This window comes from Treponema berlinense, from assembly GCF_900167025.1.
In the GTDB taxonomy this organism is placed as follows: domain Bacteria; phylum Spirochaetota; class Spirochaetia; order Treponematales; family Treponemataceae; genus Treponema_D; species Treponema_D berlinense.
Genome location: NZ_FUXC01000011.1, coordinates 81,734 through 103,551, shown reverse-complemented (window position 1 = coordinate 103,551; position 21,818 = coordinate 81,734). Strand labels below are relative to the sequence as shown.

17 protein-coding genes are annotated in these 21,818 nt (G+C 41.3%); 6 read left to right on the top strand and 11 right to left on the bottom strand.

Annotation, left to right across the window (positions count from 1 at the left end; translation table 11 throughout):
- Positions 1–689 precede the first annotated feature (689 nt).
- On the bottom strand, positions 690–1,907 hold the full coding sequence (gene fabV / locus B5D47_RS09320) for an enoyl-ACP reductase FabV (RefSeq protein ID WP_078931566.1): 1,218 nt from the start codon (positions 1,905–1,907) through the stop codon (positions 690–692).
- 251 nt (positions 1,908–2,158) lie between these two features.
- Here fabV and B5D47_RS09315 point away from each other — a divergent pair, with 251 nt between their 5' ends.
- The 3 genes from B5D47_RS09315 (at position 2,159) to B5D47_RS09305 (ending at position 4,659) form a co-directional block, all read left to right on the top strand.
- Entirely contained in the window at positions 2,159–2,911 is a 753-nt protein-coding gene (locus tag B5D47_RS09315) for an RluA family pseudouridine synthase (RefSeq protein ID WP_078931564.1), read from the top strand.
- 1 nt (position 2,912) lies between these two features.
- Positions 2,913–3,935, top strand: coding sequence for an omptin family outer membrane protease (locus B5D47_RS09310; RefSeq protein ID WP_143592664.1), 1,023 nt, complete (start codon positions 2,913–2,915; stop codon positions 3,933–3,935).
- An 82-nt stretch (positions 3,936–4,017) separates the two neighbouring features.
- On the top strand, positions 4,018–4,659 hold the full coding sequence (locus B5D47_RS09305; RefSeq protein WP_078931562.1) for a cytidylate kinase-like family protein: 642 nt from the start codon (positions 4,018–4,020) through the stop codon (positions 4,657–4,659).
- Positions 4,660–4,759: 100 nt separating this feature from the next.
- Here B5D47_RS09305 and B5D47_RS09300 read toward each other — a convergent pair whose 3' ends face one another.
- The 4 genes from B5D47_RS09300 to B5D47_RS09285 form a co-directional block, all read right to left on the bottom strand.
- Positions 4,760–6,040, bottom strand: a complete 1,281-nt coding sequence (locus B5D47_RS09300; RefSeq protein WP_078931561.1) for a hemolysin family protein — start codon at positions 6,038–6,040, stop codon at positions 4,760–4,762.
- A complete protein-coding gene (locus B5D47_RS09295; RefSeq protein WP_078931560.1) occupies positions 6,040–7,323 on the bottom strand; it encodes a hemolysin family protein in 1,284 nt (427 codons plus the stop codon). Before B5D47_RS09295 ends, B5D47_RS09300 begins: the two co-directional genes overlap by 1 nt.
- A gap of 134 nt (positions 7,324–7,457) precedes the next feature.
- A complete protein-coding gene (locus B5D47_RS09290) occupies positions 7,458–8,519 on the bottom strand; it encodes a thioredoxin domain-containing protein (RefSeq protein WP_078931559.1) in 1,062 nt (353 codons plus the stop codon).
- Positions 8,520–8,702: 183 nt separating this feature from the next.
- Positions 8,703–12,728, bottom strand: a complete 4,026-nt coding sequence (locus tag B5D47_RS09285; RefSeq protein WP_078931558.1) for a phosphoribosylformylglycinamidine synthase — start codon at positions 12,726–12,728, stop codon at positions 8,703–8,705.
- A 162-nt stretch (positions 12,729–12,890) separates the two neighbouring features.
- Between B5D47_RS09285 and proB the strand changes: the two genes are divergently transcribed.
- Together proB and proC are read left to right on the top strand one after the other, a co-directional pair.
- On the top strand, positions 12,891–13,685 hold the full coding sequence (gene proB / locus B5D47_RS09280; protein WP_078931557.1) for a glutamate 5-kinase: 795 nt from the start codon (positions 12,891–12,893) through the stop codon (positions 13,683–13,685).
- 11 nt (positions 13,686–13,696) lie between these two features.
- Positions 13,697–14,488: a pyrroline-5-carboxylate reductase gene (gene proC, locus B5D47_RS09275; RefSeq protein WP_078931556.1), complete on the top strand. Its 792-nt coding sequence runs from the start codon at positions 13,697–13,699 to the stop codon at positions 14,486–14,488.
- Positions 14,489–14,714: 226 nt separating this feature from the next.
- On the opposite strand, the gene B5D47_RS09270 is transcribed toward proC, so the two are convergent.
- Positions 14,715–16,733: a pectate lyase family protein gene (locus B5D47_RS09270; protein WP_078931555.1), complete on the bottom strand. Its 2,019-nt coding sequence runs from the start codon at positions 16,731–16,733 to the stop codon at positions 14,715–14,717.
- 184 nt (positions 16,734–16,917) lie between these two features.
- Between B5D47_RS09270 and B5D47_RS11545 the strand changes: the two genes are divergently transcribed.
- On the top strand, positions 16,918–17,052 hold the full coding sequence (locus tag B5D47_RS11545; protein WP_200806571.1) for a LamB/YcsF family protein: 135 nt from the start codon (positions 16,918–16,920) through the stop codon (positions 17,050–17,052).
- A 2-nt stretch (positions 17,053–17,054) separates the two neighbouring features.
- Here the strand turns inward: B5D47_RS11545 and B5D47_RS09265 are convergent, their stop codons facing one another.
- From B5D47_RS09265 to B5D47_RS09245, 5 genes are all read right to left on the bottom strand, one after another.
- Positions 17,055–18,287, bottom strand: coding sequence for a Zn-dependent hydrolase (locus tag B5D47_RS09265; RefSeq protein ID WP_078931554.1), 1,233 nt, complete (start codon positions 18,285–18,287; stop codon positions 17,055–17,057).
- Between the two features lie 60 nt (positions 18,288–18,347).
- Complete coding sequence (locus B5D47_RS09260; protein ID WP_078931553.1) at positions 18,348–19,007, bottom strand: cytidylate kinase-like family protein; 660 nt, start codon at positions 19,005–19,007, stop codon at positions 18,348–18,350.
- Between the two features lie 13 nt (positions 19,008–19,020).
- Positions 19,021–19,719, bottom strand: a complete 699-nt coding sequence (gene urtE, locus B5D47_RS09255; RefSeq protein WP_078931552.1) for an urea ABC transporter ATP-binding subunit UrtE — start codon at positions 19,717–19,719, stop codon at positions 19,021–19,023.
- A gap of 2 nt (positions 19,720–19,721) precedes the next feature.
- Positions 19,722–20,588, bottom strand: a complete 867-nt coding sequence (gene urtD / locus B5D47_RS09250) for an urea ABC transporter ATP-binding protein UrtD (protein ID WP_078931551.1) — start codon at positions 20,586–20,588, stop codon at positions 19,722–19,724.
- A 120-nt stretch (positions 20,589–20,708) separates the two neighbouring features.
- Positions 20,709–21,815, bottom strand: coding sequence for an ABC transporter permease subunit (locus B5D47_RS09245; protein ID WP_078931550.1), 1,107 nt, complete (start codon positions 21,813–21,815; stop codon positions 20,709–20,711).
- Positions 21,816–21,818 lie beyond the last annotated feature (3 nt).

Sequence of the window (21,818 nt, the reverse complement as noted above, 5' to 3'; positions counted from 1 at the left end):
TTTGTTCTCCTGTAAAAAGTTTTTGATTTGAGGAAAATGAAGGCTTTGTGATGATAAAGGTTTTAAATTTTTTCAGATTCGCTCACTATATATATTGTAAGCGGTTGTCAACTTTTGACATATTTTGAGGAAAAAAAACAAAAAATTGCAAGCGTTTGTCGTTTTTTTTGATTATAACAGTGTTTCTTCCTCTTTTAGCAGGAAGTCCTTTCCATCTCTAGCCGGAATTACATTCCTGCTCCAGCAGGAAGCCCTTTCCGCTTAGAACAAAAAGCATTTTCCTGTTCTAAGCGGAACTGCTTGGTGGTGGCCAAGTGCCATTGCTGTGCTTGACACCGCAATGTTTGAATAGAAAATTTGTCTAGCAATCTGTTGTAAAATTTTAATAGATTGTCCGGTCAAGACGGATAATGACAAAACAGTTAGATTATAGGCCTCGAAAAATTATAGCAAAACTGAAATTAAACCTAAAAAAAGCAAAAAAATGCCGCATTTACGGAAAAACTTAGCCCGGATCGGAACAGCGCGGAGCGTTCAAAGGGCGGAAAAGTTTTCCGTCCTTTGAATGGAGCGTAAGCGGAACCGTGCAGAAGCCGGTTTGTGGCTGTGGTGTGCTCCTTTAAAATAAAAAAAACCTGCCTTAAAAAAAGCAGGTCTTTAATCACTAAGAACTTTTGTTTAATTTTTGATTAGTCGATCTCGTTCATTTTTGTGATTTCTTTTGTATAGTCAACGCCTGGAACGTCAAAACCGTTTATCATCAAGAAGTCGTGGCGGAGTCCTTCCATGTCGCAGTATTCGTTTACTGTTTCTTCTGTAACATTTGGCATTGCCTTGTCTACTTCTGCCTGAATTGCAGGATCAAGCTCCCAGTCGTCAATGCGGATTCTGTTTTCTGAATCTACAGGAACTTTTTTATCTGCTGTGTAAAGGCGTTCTGCAAAAAGACGTTCCATCTGTTCGATACAGCCTTCGTGTGTTCCTTTTGCCTTCATAATCTTGAACAAAACTCCAAGATACTGTGCGATAATTGGAATTACTGCCGAAGAGCGGGTTACAAGACCTTTGTTTACTGAAACATAAGCAGCGCCGTTCAATTCCTTGAGAGAGCTGTCAATGTTATGGGCACGTGCTTCCAAATCTTTTTTTGCTTCGCCAATTGTGCCGTCGCGGTAAATCGGATGGCTGTATTTTGGTCCAATGTAAGAATAAGCAAGTGTGCGTACACCGTCAGCAAGAACATCAGCTTCTTTTAACTGTTTAATCCAGCGTTCCCAGTCTTCGCCACCCATTACTTTTACAGTATTTGGAATGTCATCTCCTTCGGCAGGTTTTACTTCCTGTACAGCAATTTTTCCAGTCATCATATCAAGTGCAGGACCGGTAAAAGTCGAACCGATAGGTTTGATTACAGAGCGGTACATAACTTTTGTGTCTGGGTCTGTGCGAACTGGAGAAGCGAGAGAATAAATGATAAGGTCGAATTTAATTCCCTGTTTTTTTGCTTCGTCAATTACTGCCTGACGACATTCGTCAGAAAAAGCGTCCATATTGAAAGTTTTTGATTTAAGACCAGCCTTCTGAGCTTCCTTGTCAAAAGTCATATTGTTGTAAAAACCAGGAGTTCCGGCTTTTGTTTCTGTAGCTTCTTTTTCAAAAGAAACACCGATTGTGTCTGCACCGTATTCAAAAGCTGCAGAAATGCGGCTTGCAAGTCCATATCCTGTAGAACAACCAAGGACAAGAACGTTTTTTGGAGCATATCCACCTTCAGCGGCAGTTTTTGTTCCACGTTTTGCTTTCTGAGCAACAGCATAGGCAATCTGATTTCTAGTATCCTGTGCACATCCAAGTGGGTGCGAATTGATACAAATGTTCGAACGAATCATCGGTTTAATAATAGCCATTTTTTTCCCCTAAAAATCGGCACCTCAAATTATAGAGAGCCAAAATACTAATTATTACCATTATGACATTTTTTATGTTTTTGTCAATTTACTTTTTTTTAGGCAAAACCTACGCCGGGGTGTAAGTGCGCCGAAGGCGTTCTAAAAAACGAAGTTTTTTAGAATGACAACACTGAAACACCGGTTTGACCGTGCGGTGCCGTCCAAAATTCAACTTCTATCAACTCTTTTTTTGTGCTACAATTTTTTCTATGAAAATTACGCCAAATTACACTGTCATTTATAACGACGACGATATTATTGTTTTGAACAAACGTTCCGGACTTTTAGTTGCGCAAGACCGCTACGATCCCGACGCCCCACGCTTAGATTCAGAAGCTGAAAAAGAATTCGGCAGGCTTTACGCTGTCCACAGAATCGACAAAGACACTTCCGGCTGTGTAATTTACGCAAAAAATGCAGATTCACACCGTGCGCTTTCCATGCAGTTTGAAAACCGGACTGTCGAAAAAATCTATCACTGTCTTGTAAACGGTCGGCCTCTCTGGCAGACAAAAACCGTAGACTCAAAACTTTTGCCAGATGGAGATTTCCGCCACCGTACGACGATAAATTCGCGCTTTGGAAAAACAAGCATTACGGATTTTAAACTTATCGGCATCTGCGGACCTTACAGCTGGCTTGAAGCCCGCCCAAAAACTGGCAGAACTCATCAGATTCGTGCCCATCTGCAGTCAATCGGACTTTCAATCGTCTGCGATCCTCTTTATTCCGGAAACCAAAAACCTGTCCGCCTGAGCGACATAAAAAAACGCTGGAACGGCGACACAGAAACAGAACGACCTCTTTTAAGCAGACTGGCTCTTCACGCCTACAGTCTTTCGCTCGAACACCCAAAAACCGGCGAACGCATGACTTTTACCGCGCCTTACCAAAAAGACATGGAAGCAACACGCAAACAGCTGGCAAGCATTTTTGGGGTTGATCCTTTTAATCAAAAATAAAATGAAAAAAGTTTTACCGTTAGTTTTAGCAATTCCTTTTTTTTCGATTTTTGCCTCAGTTTATGCCAAAGCCGAAATAAAAAAAACAGACTTTTCGCTTTCTGTTGAACCGCTGATTGGAGTAAAAAACGGCCAGGTAAACGAATATGTCTTTTTAAAAGAGCCAATCTACGATTGCGACAAATTAAGTGAATTAAACTGGGAAATCAAAAACGAATTCTATTCTGGACTAAAACTTAACGGCGGCTACAAAAATGTTTTTCTGGAAGCAGGATTTACGGCAGGTTTTCCGATGAAATGCGGAACAATGAAGGATTCTGACTGGCGCAATAATAATTCAAGCGAGGTGACGGAAACTTCTGGACACGATTATAAAACAAACTATTCGGAAAGCCGCAATTACATCGATTACGACATTTCTGCAAGCTTAAAAACCGGCTATTCGTTCAAACTGCCAGAACTAAAAAAAATCAGCACAAAGATAAGCCCGTTTTTTGAATTTGAATACCAGTTATTTAAGTTTACGGCAAAAAATGGAACTGGCTGGTATGGAAACAAAACAGACGGTTATTACGCGGCCTGGAACGATGAAGAAAACCGGTCAATTGAATATTTTTCTGGCGACGTAATTTCTTATAAACGGCAGAATTTTATTTTTTGGCTCGGAGGCAGCATCGCTTTCAACCTTCCAAAAGATTTTTCGGTCGGAGCTGGATTTAAATTTTCTCCGTTTGTCTATTCTGAGTCAATCGACTGCCACCATTCAAGAGGGCTTTATTATTTGGACATTGTTTCGGATTTTTGCAGCCTCTTTAATTACAATTTTAACACCGAATATAAAATCGATTCAAAAAAATCAATCTGCCTTAACGCAGATTACCTTTATATGAAAACTCTTCGCGGAAAATCGTATCTCAGCAATTCTCAAAAATGGTCTAAAGACAACGAACTAAAAGATTCGGAAGGCGGCGCTGACCAGCACTGCTTTAACATTTCACTTTCATTTAAATATAATTTTTTCTAAAAATTCACTTCCTAAATTTCTGCATTTTTGTGATATAATAAGCCTACAAAAAAACAAAAATCAGTCTTTACGGAGGCTTTTTATGAAAAAAATTATTACTATCAGCCGTGAATACGGTTCCGGCGGAAGACTTATCGGAAAACTCGTTGCAGAATCTTTGGGTTATGATTTTTACGACAAGGAAATCATCGACATGGCCGCTCAGGAAAGCGGACTTTCTCCAGATTTTATTAAAAAAACTGAACAGAATCTTTCTTCAGGATTTTTATACAATCTTCTTTTAGGCTCAAGCTACTCTGGAACAGCAAATGGAGCGTCTTCGATTAACGGAACTCAGATGCTTCCTCTTGCGGACCAGGTTTTTAATGCCGAACGTAAAGTTATTCTCGACCTTGCAAAAAAAGGAAACTGCGTAATTGTCGGACGCTGTGCAGATTACATTCTTAATACAAGCGATGAAATTGACTCAAAATCTCTTTTAAATGTTTTTATCTATGGAAATCTGGAAGAAAAACTAAAGAGAATCGAAGACTTGTACAAAGAACCGGAACAGGCGGCAAAAAAGACAATCCAGCAGATTGATAAACGCCGTGCAAACCATTACAACACTTTTACGGAAGCAACCTGGGGCGACCGCAAAAACTACGATATTATGATAAACAGTTCAACAGCAGGAATCGAAGAAACTGCCAGACTGATTTCGGAAATCGCAAAACACCAGTAAGTCAGGCGGCAAAAACGCATTGCCTTGCAAAGACGGATTACGCTATTTTATTGAATTTGTAAACCGTCTTTGCAGGGAATTTGAGGAAAATCTTTTAATATTACGGGAATGTGATTCTTACGCTCTGAATCCGACGACGGGTCTGGTCTTCTACCTTGAACAAAACTCCGTCACGACGAATTGTTTCTCCTGCTTCCGGAATTGCATCGAACTGTTCCAAAAGCCAGCCGGCAAGAGTATCGTAATCATCGCTTACAAGTTCGAGTTTTAAAAGTTCATTTACATCGTCAATTTTCATATCGCCAGGAACCAGAAATTCCTTTGAGGTGACAGGAACTATCAAGGTTTCTGGAGGAATATCTGACTGTTCTCCGTGCACGCTGTGCCCGAAAACTGCGCGCATAATGTCGTCCATCGTTACAATTCCAATATTTGAACCGTTTTCGTCAACAGCAACCGCAAAATTTATGTTTTCCTTTCTAAATTTTTGCAAAAGTTCTGTCGCGGTAATCGTTTCTGGAATAAAAAGCGCCGGACGCATACATCTTACCGCCAGATTTTTAGATTCCTTTATAACTCTTCCTGCCAAAAGCACATTTTTGTAATAAAGAACTCCAAGGACATCTTCAAAAGAACCTCGGCAAACAGGAAGCCTGCTGTAGCCGGTTTCTGCAAAAATGTCGGCAATTTCAACATACGAGGCATTTTCCGGCACAAACTGAACCTGACTTTTATGACGCATAATGTCGTGAACTTTCAAATCCGTAAATTCAAAAATTTTATACAACATTCGCTTTTCACTGTTTTCCAAAGTTCCTTCGTTTGCGCCAACTGCAATCAGCGATTTTAATTCATCTTCAGTTATAAGTTCCCGGCCTTCGTGAATAAAACTTGTGAGGATTTTTGTAATAAAATCCGTAATTTTAGAAAAAAGCCAGACAATCGGAAACAACAGTTTTTCCAAAAAAATCAGAGGAGAAGCGAAAACACTTGCAGCCTGAACCGGATAAGCAGCCGCAACCGTTTTTGGCATAATTTCTCCAAAAACAATCAAAACAAACGAAATAATGATTGTTGCATAGGTCGAACCTGAATTTCCTGCAAGTTTAATCGCAATCATTGCGGCAAGACCGGAAGCCAGAGAAGTTACAAAATTGATTCCAATCAAAATCAACGACAAAAGACGGTTTGTATCTTTTTTTAAAAATTGAATTTTTTTGGCCGGCGTATTTTTTTTATCGCCTTCTTTTTTTAACATCTGATGCAAGGTTACGCGGGTAATCGACAAAAAAGCCGTTTCGCTCGCGGCAAAAAAAGCGACAATAAAAACAAGGAGAATGTCGGCAAGGATCGGAAGAATTATTTCGACAAAAATTTTCATTATTCTTCGCCTCCAGGAATTTTTGTACAATGAACGCTTGCAATTCTGAGCCTGTCCATTGAACTTACTTCAAAACGATATTCGCCCACTTCGATAAATTCGCCGGGAACAGGAATGTGTCCCAAAACTTCGCAAATGTAACCGCCAATTGTTTCGTTGTCGCGGCTTTCAAGTTTTAAGTGGAGTTCGTCCGCCAAATCAATAAGCCGCGCGCTTCCGTCGAGCAAATTGTCGTCAGGATTTTTTATATGGACAGAGGTCGGGTCTCCTGCCTTTTGAAAATCGTCCGCAATTGCACCAAAAATCTCTCGTTCAATGTCTTCTGTCGTCAAAATTCCGTCAGTTCCAGAATATTCATCAATTACAACAGCAAAACTCTGCTTATTTTTGCGCATCATCTCCTGAATCGAGGACATTTTTGTAGTTCCGGGAATAAAAAGCGGAGGACGCATCAATTTCTCGACAGAAAAATCTTCTTTTGCGCCTCTAAAAAACAGCAAATCCTTTACATAAAGCACACCAAGAATATTGTCAATTCCGTCTTCGGTATAAACCGGAAAACGGCTGATTCGCGTGCGTTCAGAAAGCTGAATTATATCGCGGTAAGAAGCCTTTGTCTCAATTCCAATTACGTCGCAGCGGGGAACCATAATATCGGTAGCATTCAAATCGGTGAACTTAAAAACGCGGTTCATCATATTTTTTTCGCCATTTTCAAGAACGCCTTCTTCGCCGCCAACATCAATAAAAGTTTTGATTTCCTCTTCAGTAAAAGTTGCCTGCTTCTTTTTTGTGGAAATTCCAAAAATTTTCAAAAAAAGCCTGGAAATTGAAGTAAAAACTATTACAAAAGGACGCAAAAAATAAAAGAAAAACCAGACAAACCGGCTCAAGAAAAAAGATGATTTTTCTGGATAACGCGTGGTCAGACTTTTCGGGGTAATTTCGCCAAAAATCAAAAGCAAAACAGTCGCAATCGAAGTGGCAATTCCAAGACCAGCCGCTCCAAAAAGTTTTAAAAAAATTGAAGTTAAAACGACGGAAAGCGTAACATTTACAATTTCGTTTCCGACCAAAAGCATATTTAAAAGTTCTTCCTTGCGTTCAAGCAGTTTTCCAGCCCGAATAGCGCGCTTATCGCCTTTTTCACGCAAAAAATGAACACGAAGCTTGTTAAGCCCGAGAAATGCGCTCTCCGAAGCCGAAAAAAGCGACGAAAGCACAATACAAGTAATCGCAATCAATAAAAGAATAATTAAATTATCCGAGGGGTAGTCGTCCATATTTTTCCTATAAATTTTTCAGTCTGTCAAAAAAAACACAAGTCTGCAAAGCCGGCTTAGAAAAATAAAAAGCCGGAAAAGCAAACTGTTTTTTACAAAAAAACGTTTTTTAGACAGACCAGTTTTTTAATATTTTAGTTCTCAGCAGAATCTTTAGCTTCCGGCGCGTCTGCAGGAGGTTCTGCGCTTTCACCGTATTTTTCTTCCATCATTCGCATCATGCTCAAAATCGACTCCGCATATTCCGAATCTGGAGCCACATCGTAAGCTTTCTGCAAATAATCTTTAACTTTTACAGCGTCGTCCGTTCCGCTCGAAGCAAAAAGGTATGCCGCTGTATAAAAACACTGCTGTTTCTGTTCTGGTTCCAAAAATTTGCTCTTTGCTGCCGTTGCAAATTCTTCGCTTGCAGCCAGAGGATCCTGGTCAAGATAATGCTGAACAGCGTTTGAATTTGCCAATGCAACGACATAGCTTCCAACCATTCCGGTCGAATTTTTTTTGTCGAGTTTGATATAATCCGAGCAAAAATCAGCAAGCAGATAGCGCAACTGAGGGTCGGTTTTTTCAAAAAGACGGTTGATTGCAGCCAGTCTGTCTTCGGTTTTTCCAGAACGAGCCGCAGAAATAGTGTTTTCGTATTCAGCAATTTCTTCAACAAGCGGATTGTAACCGGCAAAAAAATCTTCCACAGATTCAGGTTTGTTTTCAAAAACCATCTGCTTAATTACATAACCTTCTTTTGTCAAAATATAATAAGAAGGAGTCACCTGAATATTGTAAAGTCCGGCATCGCGCATATTTTCTTCGAGTTTGACCCAAAGTTTGGCAGCCTCGGCTTTTTCTTCTTCAGAAGCTGTCGGTTCAGCAGCGGCCTTGTCAAAAAGCGAATTAGAAAAATCCAAATTAACAAGGACATAATTCTTTGTCATTTCGGAAATAAAACCGTCGCGGTTAAAAATCTTTTCTTTAAGTTCGGCGCTTGACTTATCCTGATCATCGCCCGAAAAAAACAGGAAGATTTTTTTATTTTCTTTAGAAGCCGCAGCTTTTCCGTCAATCAAATTGTCAACCCAAGTCGACGAATCAATATTTTCAGAAGGCTTGCGGACCTGATTTTCTTCTTTTTTTGAACATCCGGCAAAAATAACCGAACTCATCAAAAGAACAGCAAAAAGTTTCAAAATTTTTTTCATCTTAAATTCCTAAATTCTAAAATTTGGGGCTTCCCCGCTTGCGCGGGTCGGGCTTTCCGTGGCTACGGCATTCGCCTCCGGTGGCAGTCAAAGCCAGCCACTAAACCACTCCAATCCCTAAGCCGAAGGCTGCATGCAAAAGTCGCAGCGTGCTTGCCACGCAAAAATCCCTAAGCCGAAGACTTAATTAAAGTATCTTACACCTGCAGCAAAAATATTCTGGCAAGAAGAAGAACCATTGTCTTCGCCAGCAATATTTTTAATCAAATCATTGCTAAATCCGCCGATTCCAACAGTGCGCTCAGAATGTCCCATCTTTCCGAGAACGTGTCCGTCCGGACTTGTAAGACCTTCGATTGCAAATGCCGAACCGTTTGGATTATCTGGTTCGCTCACAGCAGGAATTCCGTTTTCGTCACAATACTGTGTAAATACCTGGCCGTTTTTGAACATTTTTTCCGCAAATTCTTCAGACATAATAATACGTCCTTCACCGTGGCTTACTGGAACATAGTGCGGACGAGCGTCCAAAACTGTTTTATCCAAAGCCCATGGAGAAGAAGCGCTTACCATTGTCGTTCTGACAACGCGGCTTATATGACGGTGGATATTATTGTAAGTAAGTGTCGGGTTTTCGGCAGACGGTTCAACGATTTTTCCAAAAGGAACAAGCCCCGTCTTAATCAAAGCCTGGAAACCGTTACAAATTCCGAGAATTAAGCCATTTTTCTTTTCAAGATGGTCTGTAATTGCCTGCGCAATATTTGCTTCCCGAATAACGTTTGCAATAAATTTGCCTGAACCGTCAGGTTCATCACCGGCAGAGAAACCACCTGCAAACGCAACAATCTGCGCGTCAGAAATTTCTTTCTGCAAACCAACAAGAGATTCTTCCAAATCTTTAGAAGTTCTGTTGCGGAAAACAAAGATTTTTGAATCTGCTCCAGCCAAATTAAAAGCACGGGCCATGTCGTATTCGCAGTTTGTGCCCGGGAAAACAGGAACAATTACGCGAGGCTTAGCTTTTGCCTTGTCGAGAACTGTAAAAGTAGAAACCTTTGCACGGGCTTCTTCGAGAGAATCGTGCTTTTTAACTGCCCATTCAGGAAGTTTTTTAGCAGGTTCTACAGCAGAAACCGGCGGGAATACTTTTGCAAGAGTTTTGTCCCAAGCCCCGTAAAGCTCATCAAGCGAAATTTCTGTAAGAGGAAGAGGATTAAGACCTTCCATTGCAACACTGATAATAGAATCTTTTTGAGTATTTCCGATTCTAATTACAGTCGTATTTACAAATCCATTGTTTTCAAATTTGTCGTCATCAGTTTCTACGATAATCGAACCATAGAGCGGAGTAAACAAATCTGCAATAGTATTGTTTACATTGCGGTGGAAACCAATTGCGGTAGCGCTTGAAGGAATTGCAGTCAACTGAACGCCAATTTTGTTTCCAAAAGCCATTTTTGTAACAGCCTCGGCAATTCCGCCGGCGCCAACAGGATACATTGCAAGCACTTTTCCAGCCTTGTTTGCTTCGTAAAGGGCATCTGAGTTCTTTTTAAAAGTATCCCAGTCAGGAGCAAGTTCCGCAGAATATGGAACCTGAACCAGATAAATATAGCTTCCAGATTTTTTGAATGAACCAGACTGAACGTTCTTTGCTTCATCATGAGCCACAGCAAAAGAAACAAGTGTGTGAGGAACATTCATATTTTCAAAAGTACCAGACATTGAGTCTTTGCCGCCAATCGAAGCACAGCCCATTTCGCGCTGAGCATCAACAGAACCTAAAAGAGCTGCGGTCGGATAACCCCAAGTTTTCTCGTCAACAGTGCGTCCAAAGAATTCCTGATAGCTCATGCGGCTTGTAGTTGCTTTTCCACCAATACAAGTAATTTTTGCAAGAGAAGACAAAACCGCCGTCTGCGCGCCATGCCACGGAGACCATTCGGCAACGCGCGGATCATAACCGTAAGACATAAGGCTTACAGTCGAAGTTTCGCGTGGAGAAATTACAGGAATTTTTGCAGACATTGCACATTCTGGAGTTCCCTGATATTTTCCGCCAAACGGGAACAAAACTGTAGAAGAACCAATAGAACCGTCAAAACGTTCCTGCAAACCACGCTGAGAACAGCAGGCAAGGTCTGCCATATCAGCGATAAATGCGTTTTTAATCTGTTCAGAATTCGGCATATTTTCGCCGCTTTCGCCAGTAGCCGAAGCACAGTTTCCGAGAGCTTTCTGTACGCTTTCGAGAGGCTTTACAAGCGGAGAAGAAGAATTTTCGGACGGACTTTCAATTTTTGCCTTAGCAAAGTGAGGAGCGCCTGCAGAATCGAGGAAAGAACGGTCAATGTCAACAATAGTCTTTCCGCGCCACTTCATCGTAAGTTTATTTTTGTCAGTAACAGTTGCAACAACAACAGCATTCAAGTTTTCGTCGTTACAGAATTTAATGAATTTTTCAACATCGCCGGCACGAACAACAACCGCCATTCTTTCCTGACTTTCAGAAATTGCAAGTTCGGTTCCGTTCAAGCCCTCGTATTTTTTTGGAACAGCATCAAGATTGATGTCGAGTCCAGGAGCAAGTTCACCAACAGCAACAGAAACACCGCCAGCGCCAAAATCGTTTGAACGGCGAATCATGTGGCTTACTTCAGGGTTTCTAAAAAGACGCTGAATTTTTCTCTCTTCAACGGCATTTCCCTTCTGAACTTCCGCAGCCGCAGTCGTAACAGACTTTTCGGTATGAACTTTGGAAGAACCCGTCGCTCCGCCAATTCCGTCGCGTCCAGTTCCGCCGCCAAGAAGAATTACAATATCGCCTGCTTCAGGAGTTTCGCGCATTACAGTTGAATAAGGACTGGCAGCAATTACAGCGCCAAGCTCCATGCGTTTTGCCAAAAATCCTGGATGATAAATTTCCGTAACCTGACCAGTCGTCAAGCCAATCTGATTTCCATAAGAAGAAAATCCCTGGGCAGCTTCGCGGCAAAGCTTAAGCTGAGGCAATTTTCCGTGGAGAGTTTCGCTCATTGGAACAGTAGGATCGCCGGCGCCAGTTACGCGCATCGACTGATAAACCCAGCTGCGTCCAGAAAGAGGATCGCGGATTGCGCCTCCAATACAAGTTGCAGCTCCACCAAAAGGTTCGATTTCTGTCGGGTGGTTGTGAGTTTCGTTTTTAAACTGCAAAAGCCACTGTTCAACTTCATCTTTTCCGTCTGGATAAGGATTTCCGTCTTTATCTGTCGTATAATGAACATCAATAAAAATTGAACATGCGTTGTTTTCTTCGCTCACTTCCATGTCATCAAGCATTCCGTGCTTGCGAAGATATTTTCCGCCGATTGTGGCCATGTCCATCAATGTGAGAGGCTTGTCCTTGCGTTTTGCATAAAGATCAGTGTGCAGAGCCTTGTAATTTTCAAGCGACTGCTTAAAGAGTTTTGCATAAGGACCTTTTTCGATTTTTATATCTTTAAGAACAGTATTGAACGTCGTGTGGCGGCAGTGGTCAGACCAGTAAGTGTCAAGAACACGAATTTCGGTTTCTGTCGGATCACGGTCGATAGATTTAAAATATTTCTGCAAAAACTGAATATCCGGCAAGTCCATAGCAAGACCCATTTTAGAAAGATATTCACCAAGTTCTTTTTTGCCAAACTTGTTAAAGCCTTCAACAACAGGAACATCGCCCGGTTCAGCAGCTTTAATTTCCAAAGTGTCAGGAATTTTCGAATCAGTAAGGCGGCTGTCAACCGGGTTTACAAGGTAATGCTGAATTTTAGCAACTTCGTCAGCACCAACGCTTCCAGACAAAACAACCATTTTTGCGCAGCGAACGCGCGGAGGCAGAGATCCAACTTTTGCAGAATTCTTCATAGATTCACGCAAAAGAGAAAGACACTGCTCAGCAGAATCAGCACGCTGGTCATACTGTCCAGGCAAATATTCCCAGACAATAACCGTGTCTTTTTCATCAATTTTAACTTCTTCATAAGCCACACTGTCGCTCTGAGGCTCAGAAAAAATTCTCAATGCGGCCATCTTAGACACTTCTTCCGAAGTGTTTTCAATGTCGTAGCGGTTAAAGTAACGCACTCCCTTTACAGAGGAAATGCCCAAAAATCCATTGATTTCCGATAAAATGCTCTGAGCTTCACTCTGAAAGCCAGGCTTGCGTTCTACATAAATACGAAACATTCTACTATTTTAATGAGAAAGACCTCTTAATTCAACATCGAAAAACCTTGTAAAAACTTCAATAAAACGCAAAACCGCCTTAAAAAATGCATTTTTCAATTCAATTTATAAGCGCAAAAATTTCTTGTTGTCCACAGCCTGTCTTTTCACTAAAATACTGTTATGAATATTCAGGACGCAATAAAATCTTCTCGCAAAATCGTTATAAAAATCGGTTCAAACACACTCGCATTGCCAGACGGAACCCAAAACACGCAATTTATGGCTTCGTTTGCAAAACAGTGCAAAAATTTAATCGATCAGGGCAAACAGCTCGTCATTGTTTCTTCAGGAGCACAGGTTTCCGGAGTTTCGACACTAAAAGAATGGGCGCGCAAAAAAGACCTGCATTTTCGACAGGCGTTGTGCGCAATCGGCCAGGTAGAACTTATGGCTCAATGGCGCAAAGCGTTCAATGAACAAGGCCTTCATATCGGGCAAATTCTTTTGACAAAAGAAGATTTTGAGGACAACAACCGCTCACTGAATATCCGCAACACGCTTTTTACACTTGCAGACGAAGGCGTTGTTCCAATCATCAACGAAAACGACTCCGTTTCTACCCTCGAATTTTCAATCGGCGACAACGACAACCTTGCGGCGCTCACATCAATTCTCTGGAGCGCAGACCTTCTAATTCTTTTTAGCGACATCGACGGAATTTTTACAGACAATCCGAAAGTAAATAAAAACGCAAAACTCGTAGAAGTCGTAAAGTCAATTCCAGAATTGCGGAAAACAATTCACATTGGCGACGCAAACAGTTTTGGAACAGGCGGAATCGAAACAAAAATTCAGGCAGCCGAAAAAACAACAGTCTACGGAATTCCAATGCTGCTGGCAAACGGCGGCAAAGAAAATATTCTGGATAAACTCAACGACGGCACAGAAAAAGGCAGCCTTTTCCTGGCAGAATAAAGAGGAAAAATATGGAAAAAATTGCATTTATCGGAATGGGAAACATGGCGCAGGCTTTGACCGGAGGCTTTATAAAATCCGGCAAAATCGAACCAAAAAACATATTTGCCTACGCACCAAACCAGCAAAAACTTGCGCAAAACGCGGCAAAATACGGTTTTATTCCCTGCGCCTCGTTAAAAGAAGCAGTTTCAAAAGCCGACACGATTTTTATGGCCTGCAAACCATACCAGATAGAAGACGTAATTTCGGAAGTTGGACGGGATTTTGCAAACAAAACGCTCATTTCAATTGCACTCGGCTGGAATTTTCACGCTTTTGAAAAAATATTTTCAGCATACACCGAAAAACCACGCATCCAGTTTGTCATGCCAAATACACCAGCCATGGTTGGCGAAGGAGTATTCCTTTTTGAAAAGACAAATTCGCTCAAACCAGAAGAACGCGCGCAAATCTGGCAGCTTTTTGAAAATCTTGGCACAGTCGAAGAATTGCCAGACAATTTAATGGGAATCGGAGGCGCAATAAGCGGCTGCGGACCGGCCTTTGTAGACCTTTTTATCGAAGCCTACGCAGATGCCGCCGTCAAATATGGAATTCCGCGCGCAACGGCATATAAACTCGTAAGCCAGACAGTTTTAGGCTCAGCAAAATTGCAGTTGCAGACAGGCGAACATCCAGCCGTATTAAAAGACAATGTGTGCAGCCCGGCAGGAAGCACAATCCGCGGAGTAACCGCCCTCGAAGAAAACGGACTTCGCAACGCCTGCATAAAATCAATCGATTCAATAATGCAAAAATAAAAATTATCAGAAGATTGTCCTATAAAAACACAAAACCCGGCTTAAAAAATTCCAAAAACGGAATTTAATAAAACCGGGTTCTTTTTTTACAAGGGCAGTCCGGCAGCAAAGCTGCCGTCGGGCGTGCCGCAATTCGCTAACGCTCTAAATCCTCGCCGCGCAAACAGCGCGGCTGCGGTTTTCGGCTTCGGCAGGTTCCAACCCGCCATCGCCGCTGCTCTATGCCCTACTGCAAATCACTAGCCGTCAAAACGCCAACACCAACATTTACACCTGGAGTCGGTTCAGAAACAGCACTGGCTGGCGCAGTATATTTATACGGCGGTTTATAAGAACTTGAACCACCGTTATTCGAAGAATTATTTACAGCTTTCCATTTACCAGAAACATTACCATATGTTTTGTCAGCCTCTGCAAAATAAAAACCAATTAAATAGCTTCCATTCTTAACAGAGTCTCCTGTTGTTTTAGTAAAATTAGCAAAATTATTGCCTTCAATATACAGTTCACTTCCTGCACGGACATTTATGCAGCTTGCGCTATCTGACTGCGTGCCAGCGTCAAAATAAGTATTGAGAATATGGCCTTTTCCATAACGGAACAACGGCATACGGGCATTTATATTTTTAAAGTAATTTCCAGCAAAAGTTACTCTCATATCCGCGTCTGTTGCACCAGTTGTTGTATTTGTATCAGGTTTTTCATCTCCAGAAGCACAAAGAACAGCCTTCCAATGATCATGGAAATAACAATTTGAAACAGTAATCCAAGTTGAGCCGTTCTTTATATCAAGCAAGCCATCATAAAAATCTTTCTTCCAGTCGTCATCGAAAGAATAATATGTAGAACTTGATGTAATTTCGTTTCCGTCCAAATCATGCGGTGTCAAATGCGACTGAAATTCACAATGGTCAATCCAAACATGAGTTGCGCCATTCAAACTAAGAGCATCGTCTGCGCCACTTCTTGCGTATCCGTCCCAGCTGACAACTTCCCCAAGCATCATATTACGAATAATTACGTTTTCGCCTTCAACACATAATTCAATATTTTGCAAACGTCCTTGTTCTGTTGTATCTCCATAAATAGTTGTATTTGAACCAACAGTAAGGTTTACACTTAAAAGAGGATTTGACTGTCCTGCGGTCGAAATTTTTCCTTTTATTGTAAAAATTGCCGGCGTATCAGAGGCAAGCAATTCTTTCTTTGCAATAAGTTCATCGTAAGAAGAAACAGTTACGATATTTTCACTTGCTGCACCTGCACCACCAGTAATCGTATAAGAAGCTCCGTTATCAGTTGTAACACTTGCATATCCAATAAGGCTAGCCGGAGCATTGTAATTTTCTGGAATAAAATGCGCCATTAGATAAGTTGCTTTAGAAAGCGTTATTTTTCTTTCCGCACTTGTATCTCCGTCAGTCCAGCACTCAAACTTCCAACCAGGATTTGCAGTTGCTTTTAAACTTATTTCAGTTCCTTCCTCAAGGCTTCCGTTTGTAGCAGAAGACGTTACAGAACCGGCAGTTTCGTTTTCTGAAGAAACATAAAATTTATACGAAGATTTCACATCCGAAGGATTTCCAAAAGAAATTCCTTTTCCATTCACAATAAGATAGTCGATATTGGCAAGTTTTTCGTCATTGTTTACATCTAATTTCGTCAAACCCTTTGCAGTATCTTTTGCAGTTGGAATGAAGTTTTCGTAAGAACCCTCTGGTACTCCTTTTATTTCAATCTTGTTAGTTCCAGATTTTAAGCTTATTCCTGTTAAATAACCAGAATCATACCATCTATCGGAAAGAGCCTGCCCTTTATTTCCTTTATTAGTATATGTGAGCGAAATTGGATTATTTTCATTTAGAAGCACATTGTTTACATAAACGTATGCCCCACGCACATTTGAAGCTTCCCAGTTTGCATAATGAATTGCAATTTTCGCATCATCTATTGCTGCTTCTGCCTTTACCGAATAAATTACACTCGTACCTTTTCCAAGGTTTTCAATAAAACCATCTCTACTAAAACCAATCCAATTTGTCTCTGTTGTCTTAACTGAACCAGTAGTGCTGACAAAACCATTTCTATTCTCTTCGATTTTTAACGTCGTTGTTCCGTCTGCATTTGTTTCGTTTGACGGTCCGCTTTCTTCTCCGCTGTTGCCGTCGTCGGTTTTGCAGCTTATTGCGCTAAACAAGATTGCCGTGCCTGCCAGAATTGCAGCAAGTCTGGTTAATTTTTTCATTCTGTTCCTCCAGATTTGTAAACTTCTCTCTTTTACGATTCATATTCTTGTTTATTTTATTCGAGGATTTTTTAATTGAATATATAAAATTCTATCTGTTTTTTCCAAAATAAAGGCAAAACTAATTCATCAAAATATTGCGCGGCTCTGCTTAAAAAATGTCAGCCCTCTAGAATTAAAAGCGATGGTTCAGTATCAAATCGGAGCCTTGCATTCTATCTGCATGCATGGCGACAGCCCTAAAGCCCTTGAATTTGTAAAAAAAATCCGGAGTTCACTTGAAACCGAAGGAATTAAAGTTGTTGCCATGGGAAAATAATCCTATTTTTTGTCTATCTCAAGAATTGTGTTAAGGAGCACGTTTGCTCCTTTCCAGCACCATTCAACAGGCGAATATTCAAGTTCGCAGTGGCTGTGTCCGCCTTTGCTCGGAACAAAAATCATCGTAGTAGGAACAATCTCGCTCAGGTATTGTGCGTCGTGACCGGCTCCAGAGTACATTTTGTGGCTCTTGTAACCCAGTTTTTGAGCCGCATTTTCAACATCATCAACCCATTCCTTGTGGAAAGTTACGGTGTTTCGCGCCCACGCTTCTTTATAGCTCATCGTGCAGTTTGCCCATTCTTTTGGCATAGATTTTATTATTTCAACACATTTTTTTATTATTTCTGGATTCTGATGACGCACGTCTAAGGTGAATTTTACCTCGTCCGGAATTATCGTGTGAATATTCGGATGACAGCTTATTTTTCCGGTTGTATAAACCAGTTCCTTGTCGCCTATCTTGTCAAATTCTTCGTGAAGGAACAAAAGAGCCTGGCTGGCAGCAAAAAGAGCGTCTTTCCGATAAGGCATTGGGAATGTGCCGGCATGGTCGGCCTGTCCGTGAAACGTAAATTCATAATTTATCATTCCAACCACTCCTTCAACCACTCCAACGTCGTATCCACCGGCTTCAAGAACAGGTCCCTGCTCAATATGAAGTTCAACAAGAGCTTCTGTTTTTGAAGGTTCAATTCTGTTTTTTTCTTCACCCAAAAATCCGCTTTCCGAAAGAGCCTGTCCAAAAGTTTTTCCAGAACCATCCTTTGCAACTGAAGCAAACATTTCTTCTTTTTTGAATTTGCCGCAGATTATTCCTGAACACATCATCGCAGGTTCATAAAGCGCACCTTCCTCGTTTGTCCAGACAACAAGCTGAATCGGATGCCTGTGTGGAATTTTTTTGGTGACTATAGTTTCTATCACTTCCATAGCAGTAAGAACGCCAAGAATTCCATCGTAATTTCCACCCTGACGAACTGAATCGCAGTGGCTGCCGGACATTATGACTTTTGCATCCGGATCTGTTCCTGGAAGAGTGCAGTAAATGTCTCCAAGATCGTCCGTCTTAAAATCAAGACCAAGCCTTGTCATGCGCAATTTTATCTCGTTTCTTGCCTGAATAGCCGCTGGAGAAAGTGAAAATCTTGTAATTCCACCGTGGCCTGTGTCCCCAAAGCCTCCAAAAGCGGTTATTTTCTCTTCCATTCTTTTTATATCACATTCATACATTTGTCATACCTCTTTTTAGCAGAGTTGTCCGGTTAAAAAACCAGACAGCTTTATCATTCATTAGATTTTTCCCTTGAATGTATCTTCAAAGTCCGCCCCGAATCTCCGCCGCATATAATCGATAATGACATCGGCACAGCGTCCGCGTCCCACTCTCGCACTGTTGAGCGTAAGGTCGTAGTTGACAGGGTTTGTCCAGTAGTTTCCGCCAGAATAAAACTTATAGTACTCGGAACGATACTTGTCCGTATTCTCAATCATCTTTGCGGCTTCTTTTTCATTTACGCCGGTCTTTGTCATGATTGATTCCAGACATTCTTTGCGGGGAGCTTCTATATAAAAACTCGCAACATTGTCAAAATCTTTGAGAATATGGTCGGCGCATTTTCCAATTATTACGCACGACACGTTCTGTGCAAGCTGCTTTATTATTTCAGCCTGAATACAAAAAAGATTTATATCGCTCTCAAAACGCTTGCTTGTAGGCGAAACTTCCTTTGGAAAAGTAAATTTTGCAAGAGCATTGGTTACATAATTTCCACGGAGTTTTTCATCAACTTCAATGAACATTTCCTCGCTTAACCCGGAATATGCCGAAGCCATTTCAAGAATTTGCTTTTCGTAGACTGGAATTCCAAGTTTCTCTCCAATCTGTGTCGCCGTCTGTTTGCCACCAGAACCGAAACCTCTCGCAATTGTAATTACATAATTTTTAGACATTTTTTACCCCCGCCTATACAGAAATATATTTAGCAGAAACTTCATCGGTCAGTTCGTCGATAGAACCTTCCTTTACGCTGCGGCCTTTTTGAATAATCATAAAACGGTCGCCAATTCTGCGCGCAAAGTGAAGATTCTGCTCTACGATAATCAGAGGAATATTCTTCGCCTTTTGATACCGTTTGAGAATGTCTGCAATTCCCATAACAATATTTGGCTGGATTCCTTCGGTCGGCTCATCAAGAATCAGAATTTTAGGATCGCTCATTAGTGCGCGGGCAATTGCAAGCTGCTGCTGTTGTCCGCCAGAAAGCACACCTCCTTTTCTACGCAGATGTGGCGTCAAATCAGGAAAATATTCAAGAATTTCCTTCATTTTTGCTTCAAATTGAACTTTTTTATGTGCCACAGCCCCTAATTGCAGGTTTTCTTTAACTGTAAGCATAGGAATAATTTCACGTCCCTGAGGAACATAGGCAATTCCTTTTTGAGAACGCTCATACGCCCGGCTCTTTGTTATATCGCTTCCGTCAAAATTTATTGAACCGCAATCTACCGGCAAAAGCCCAATTATGCTTTTCATAAATGTTGTCTTTCCAACACCGTTTCTTCCAAGAACCAGGAATGTTTCTGCGCCGTCAATCTTTAGGGAGATTCCGTTCACAACCCGGCTCTTTCCGTAACTTACACATGCGTCTTTTACTTCAAGCATTTTTATTCTCCTCCTGTAGTCTTCTGGCCAGCAACCGCCCCGGTAGAAACACCTGCCTTTTCAAGAAGCTGTGTCTGCATCTGTCTGATGATTTTTTCTTCGGCCGTCGGTTCTTTTTTATCAAGGTCGGCATCGTTTTTAAGATAAACACGGACAACTTCCGGATTATTGGTAATTTCCTCGTAAGTGCCTTCAGCAAGAATCTCTCCATGATTTAAAACAGTGACTTTTTTTGCAATTTGCTTAACAAAATCTATGTCGTGCTCGATTACAAGAATAGTTTTTCCTTTCATAACATTGAGAATCATCTCGCCTGTCTTGTATGTTTCGTCCGCTGTCATTCCCGAAGTCGGCTCGTCAAGAAGAATAACCTTTGGATCCTGTGCCAAAACCATTCCCATCTCAAGCCATTGCCTCTGACCGTGCGAAAGCGAAGAACTTACCATATCCCGGTAATCGTAGAGATTTATCTGCTTTAAGATTCCATTGATTTTTTCAACAATTTGCGGCGTGCGTCTGTAGGTGAATGTTTTTATAAGCGACGAATAACCGCGTAGAGCAACTTCTATGTTCTCAAAGACAGTCATGTTCGCAAAAATATTCGGTCCTTGAAATTTGCGCCCGATTCTGTAAGTTTCGGCGATTTTATAAGGCGGTTCTCCTGTTATATCGTATCCGTCAAGAAGAATCTGTCCCTCTGTCGGTCTTGTCTTACCGGTAATCATATCCATTATTGTGGTTTTTCCAGCACCGTTCGGTCCAATAAGCACGCGAAGTTCGCCTTTTTCAATCTTGAGATTGACTTTATTGACAGCCCTAAATCCTGAAAAAACAACTGAAACATCTCTCAATTCAAGGTATGAAGCCATTGTCATGCCTCCTTCTAAAACTCCGCGTTAGCGGTGAGCTACGGATGGCGAGAATCACAGTTTGAGAAAGCAACGCTTGAGCAAACTGTGATGATAAAAATTACAAGGACGTAATTTTTATCATGCCTCCTGTTTTTGCTGCGAGATTACTTTTGCAATTCGACGGTTATACTGAATATCCTGCAAAGTTCCAATAATTCCTTTTGGCAAAAAATAAACGATAAGAATAAGGACAGCGCCAAGCACAAGCTGCCACATATTGCCAAAACTTTCAGAAAGCTTTGACTGCAAAAAACTTACAAGAAGTGCGCCAGCCATTGCTCCAGTCAAATTTCCACGTCCACCGACAGCAAGCCAAACAAGAACCATAGTCGAAAAACTAACGCCGGCTGCTTCAATAGAAATAAACGACGTCATTGGAAGATAAACCATTCCGGCAAAACCTGCAAAAAACGCTGCTATTGTAAAGACCGCAATCTTAAACACCGCAGGATTGTATCCGAGAAACTGAAGCCTGGCCTCGTTGTCGCGGACAGATTTTATTACGCTGCCAAAACGAGCCTTTGTAATAAGACGGCAAAGAACATAAACTGCCACAAGCGCAACAAGACCGATATAATACCAGCCTGTAATTGTTATAGGTCTGCCGAAAAATTTTATCTTGTCGAGTCCTCCCGCAATTCCGTTGATTCCAGAAGAACCGCCGGTGTACATCTGCTTTGTAGCAAGAAGAAGCTCAAACAAAGCCGCAAGCGCAAGAGTTATAAGATTATAGAAAACACCCTTAATCTTGCTGTAGAAAATAAAAAGTCCAAGAATAAAGGCGACTGCCGCAGGAACCAAAAGCCCCATCAAAAATGCAAACGGAATATTCTGCAAAGGCTTATATAATAGAGGAATCTGTGTTAGTCCGCCAAATTCCATGAATGCAGGAAGCCCGTTCTGGCACGAGAGAGAGATTCCCAATACATATCCGCCAAGCCCAAAAAAGAGCGCAAATCCAAGATTCATCAATCCGGCATATCCCCAAAGAATATCAAGCGCAAGCGCAAAAATCATATAGGAGATAAATTTTCCGAAAACCAGCTGGCTATACATTGAACTAAAAAGCGGAATAAAAACAAGGAGCGCAAACATTCCGTATGCAATCCACTTTTCAACGCTTACAGATTTTACAGACGACAAGCATGGCGTCTTCAGTTTTTCAATTTTTTCATCAAAACTCATAAT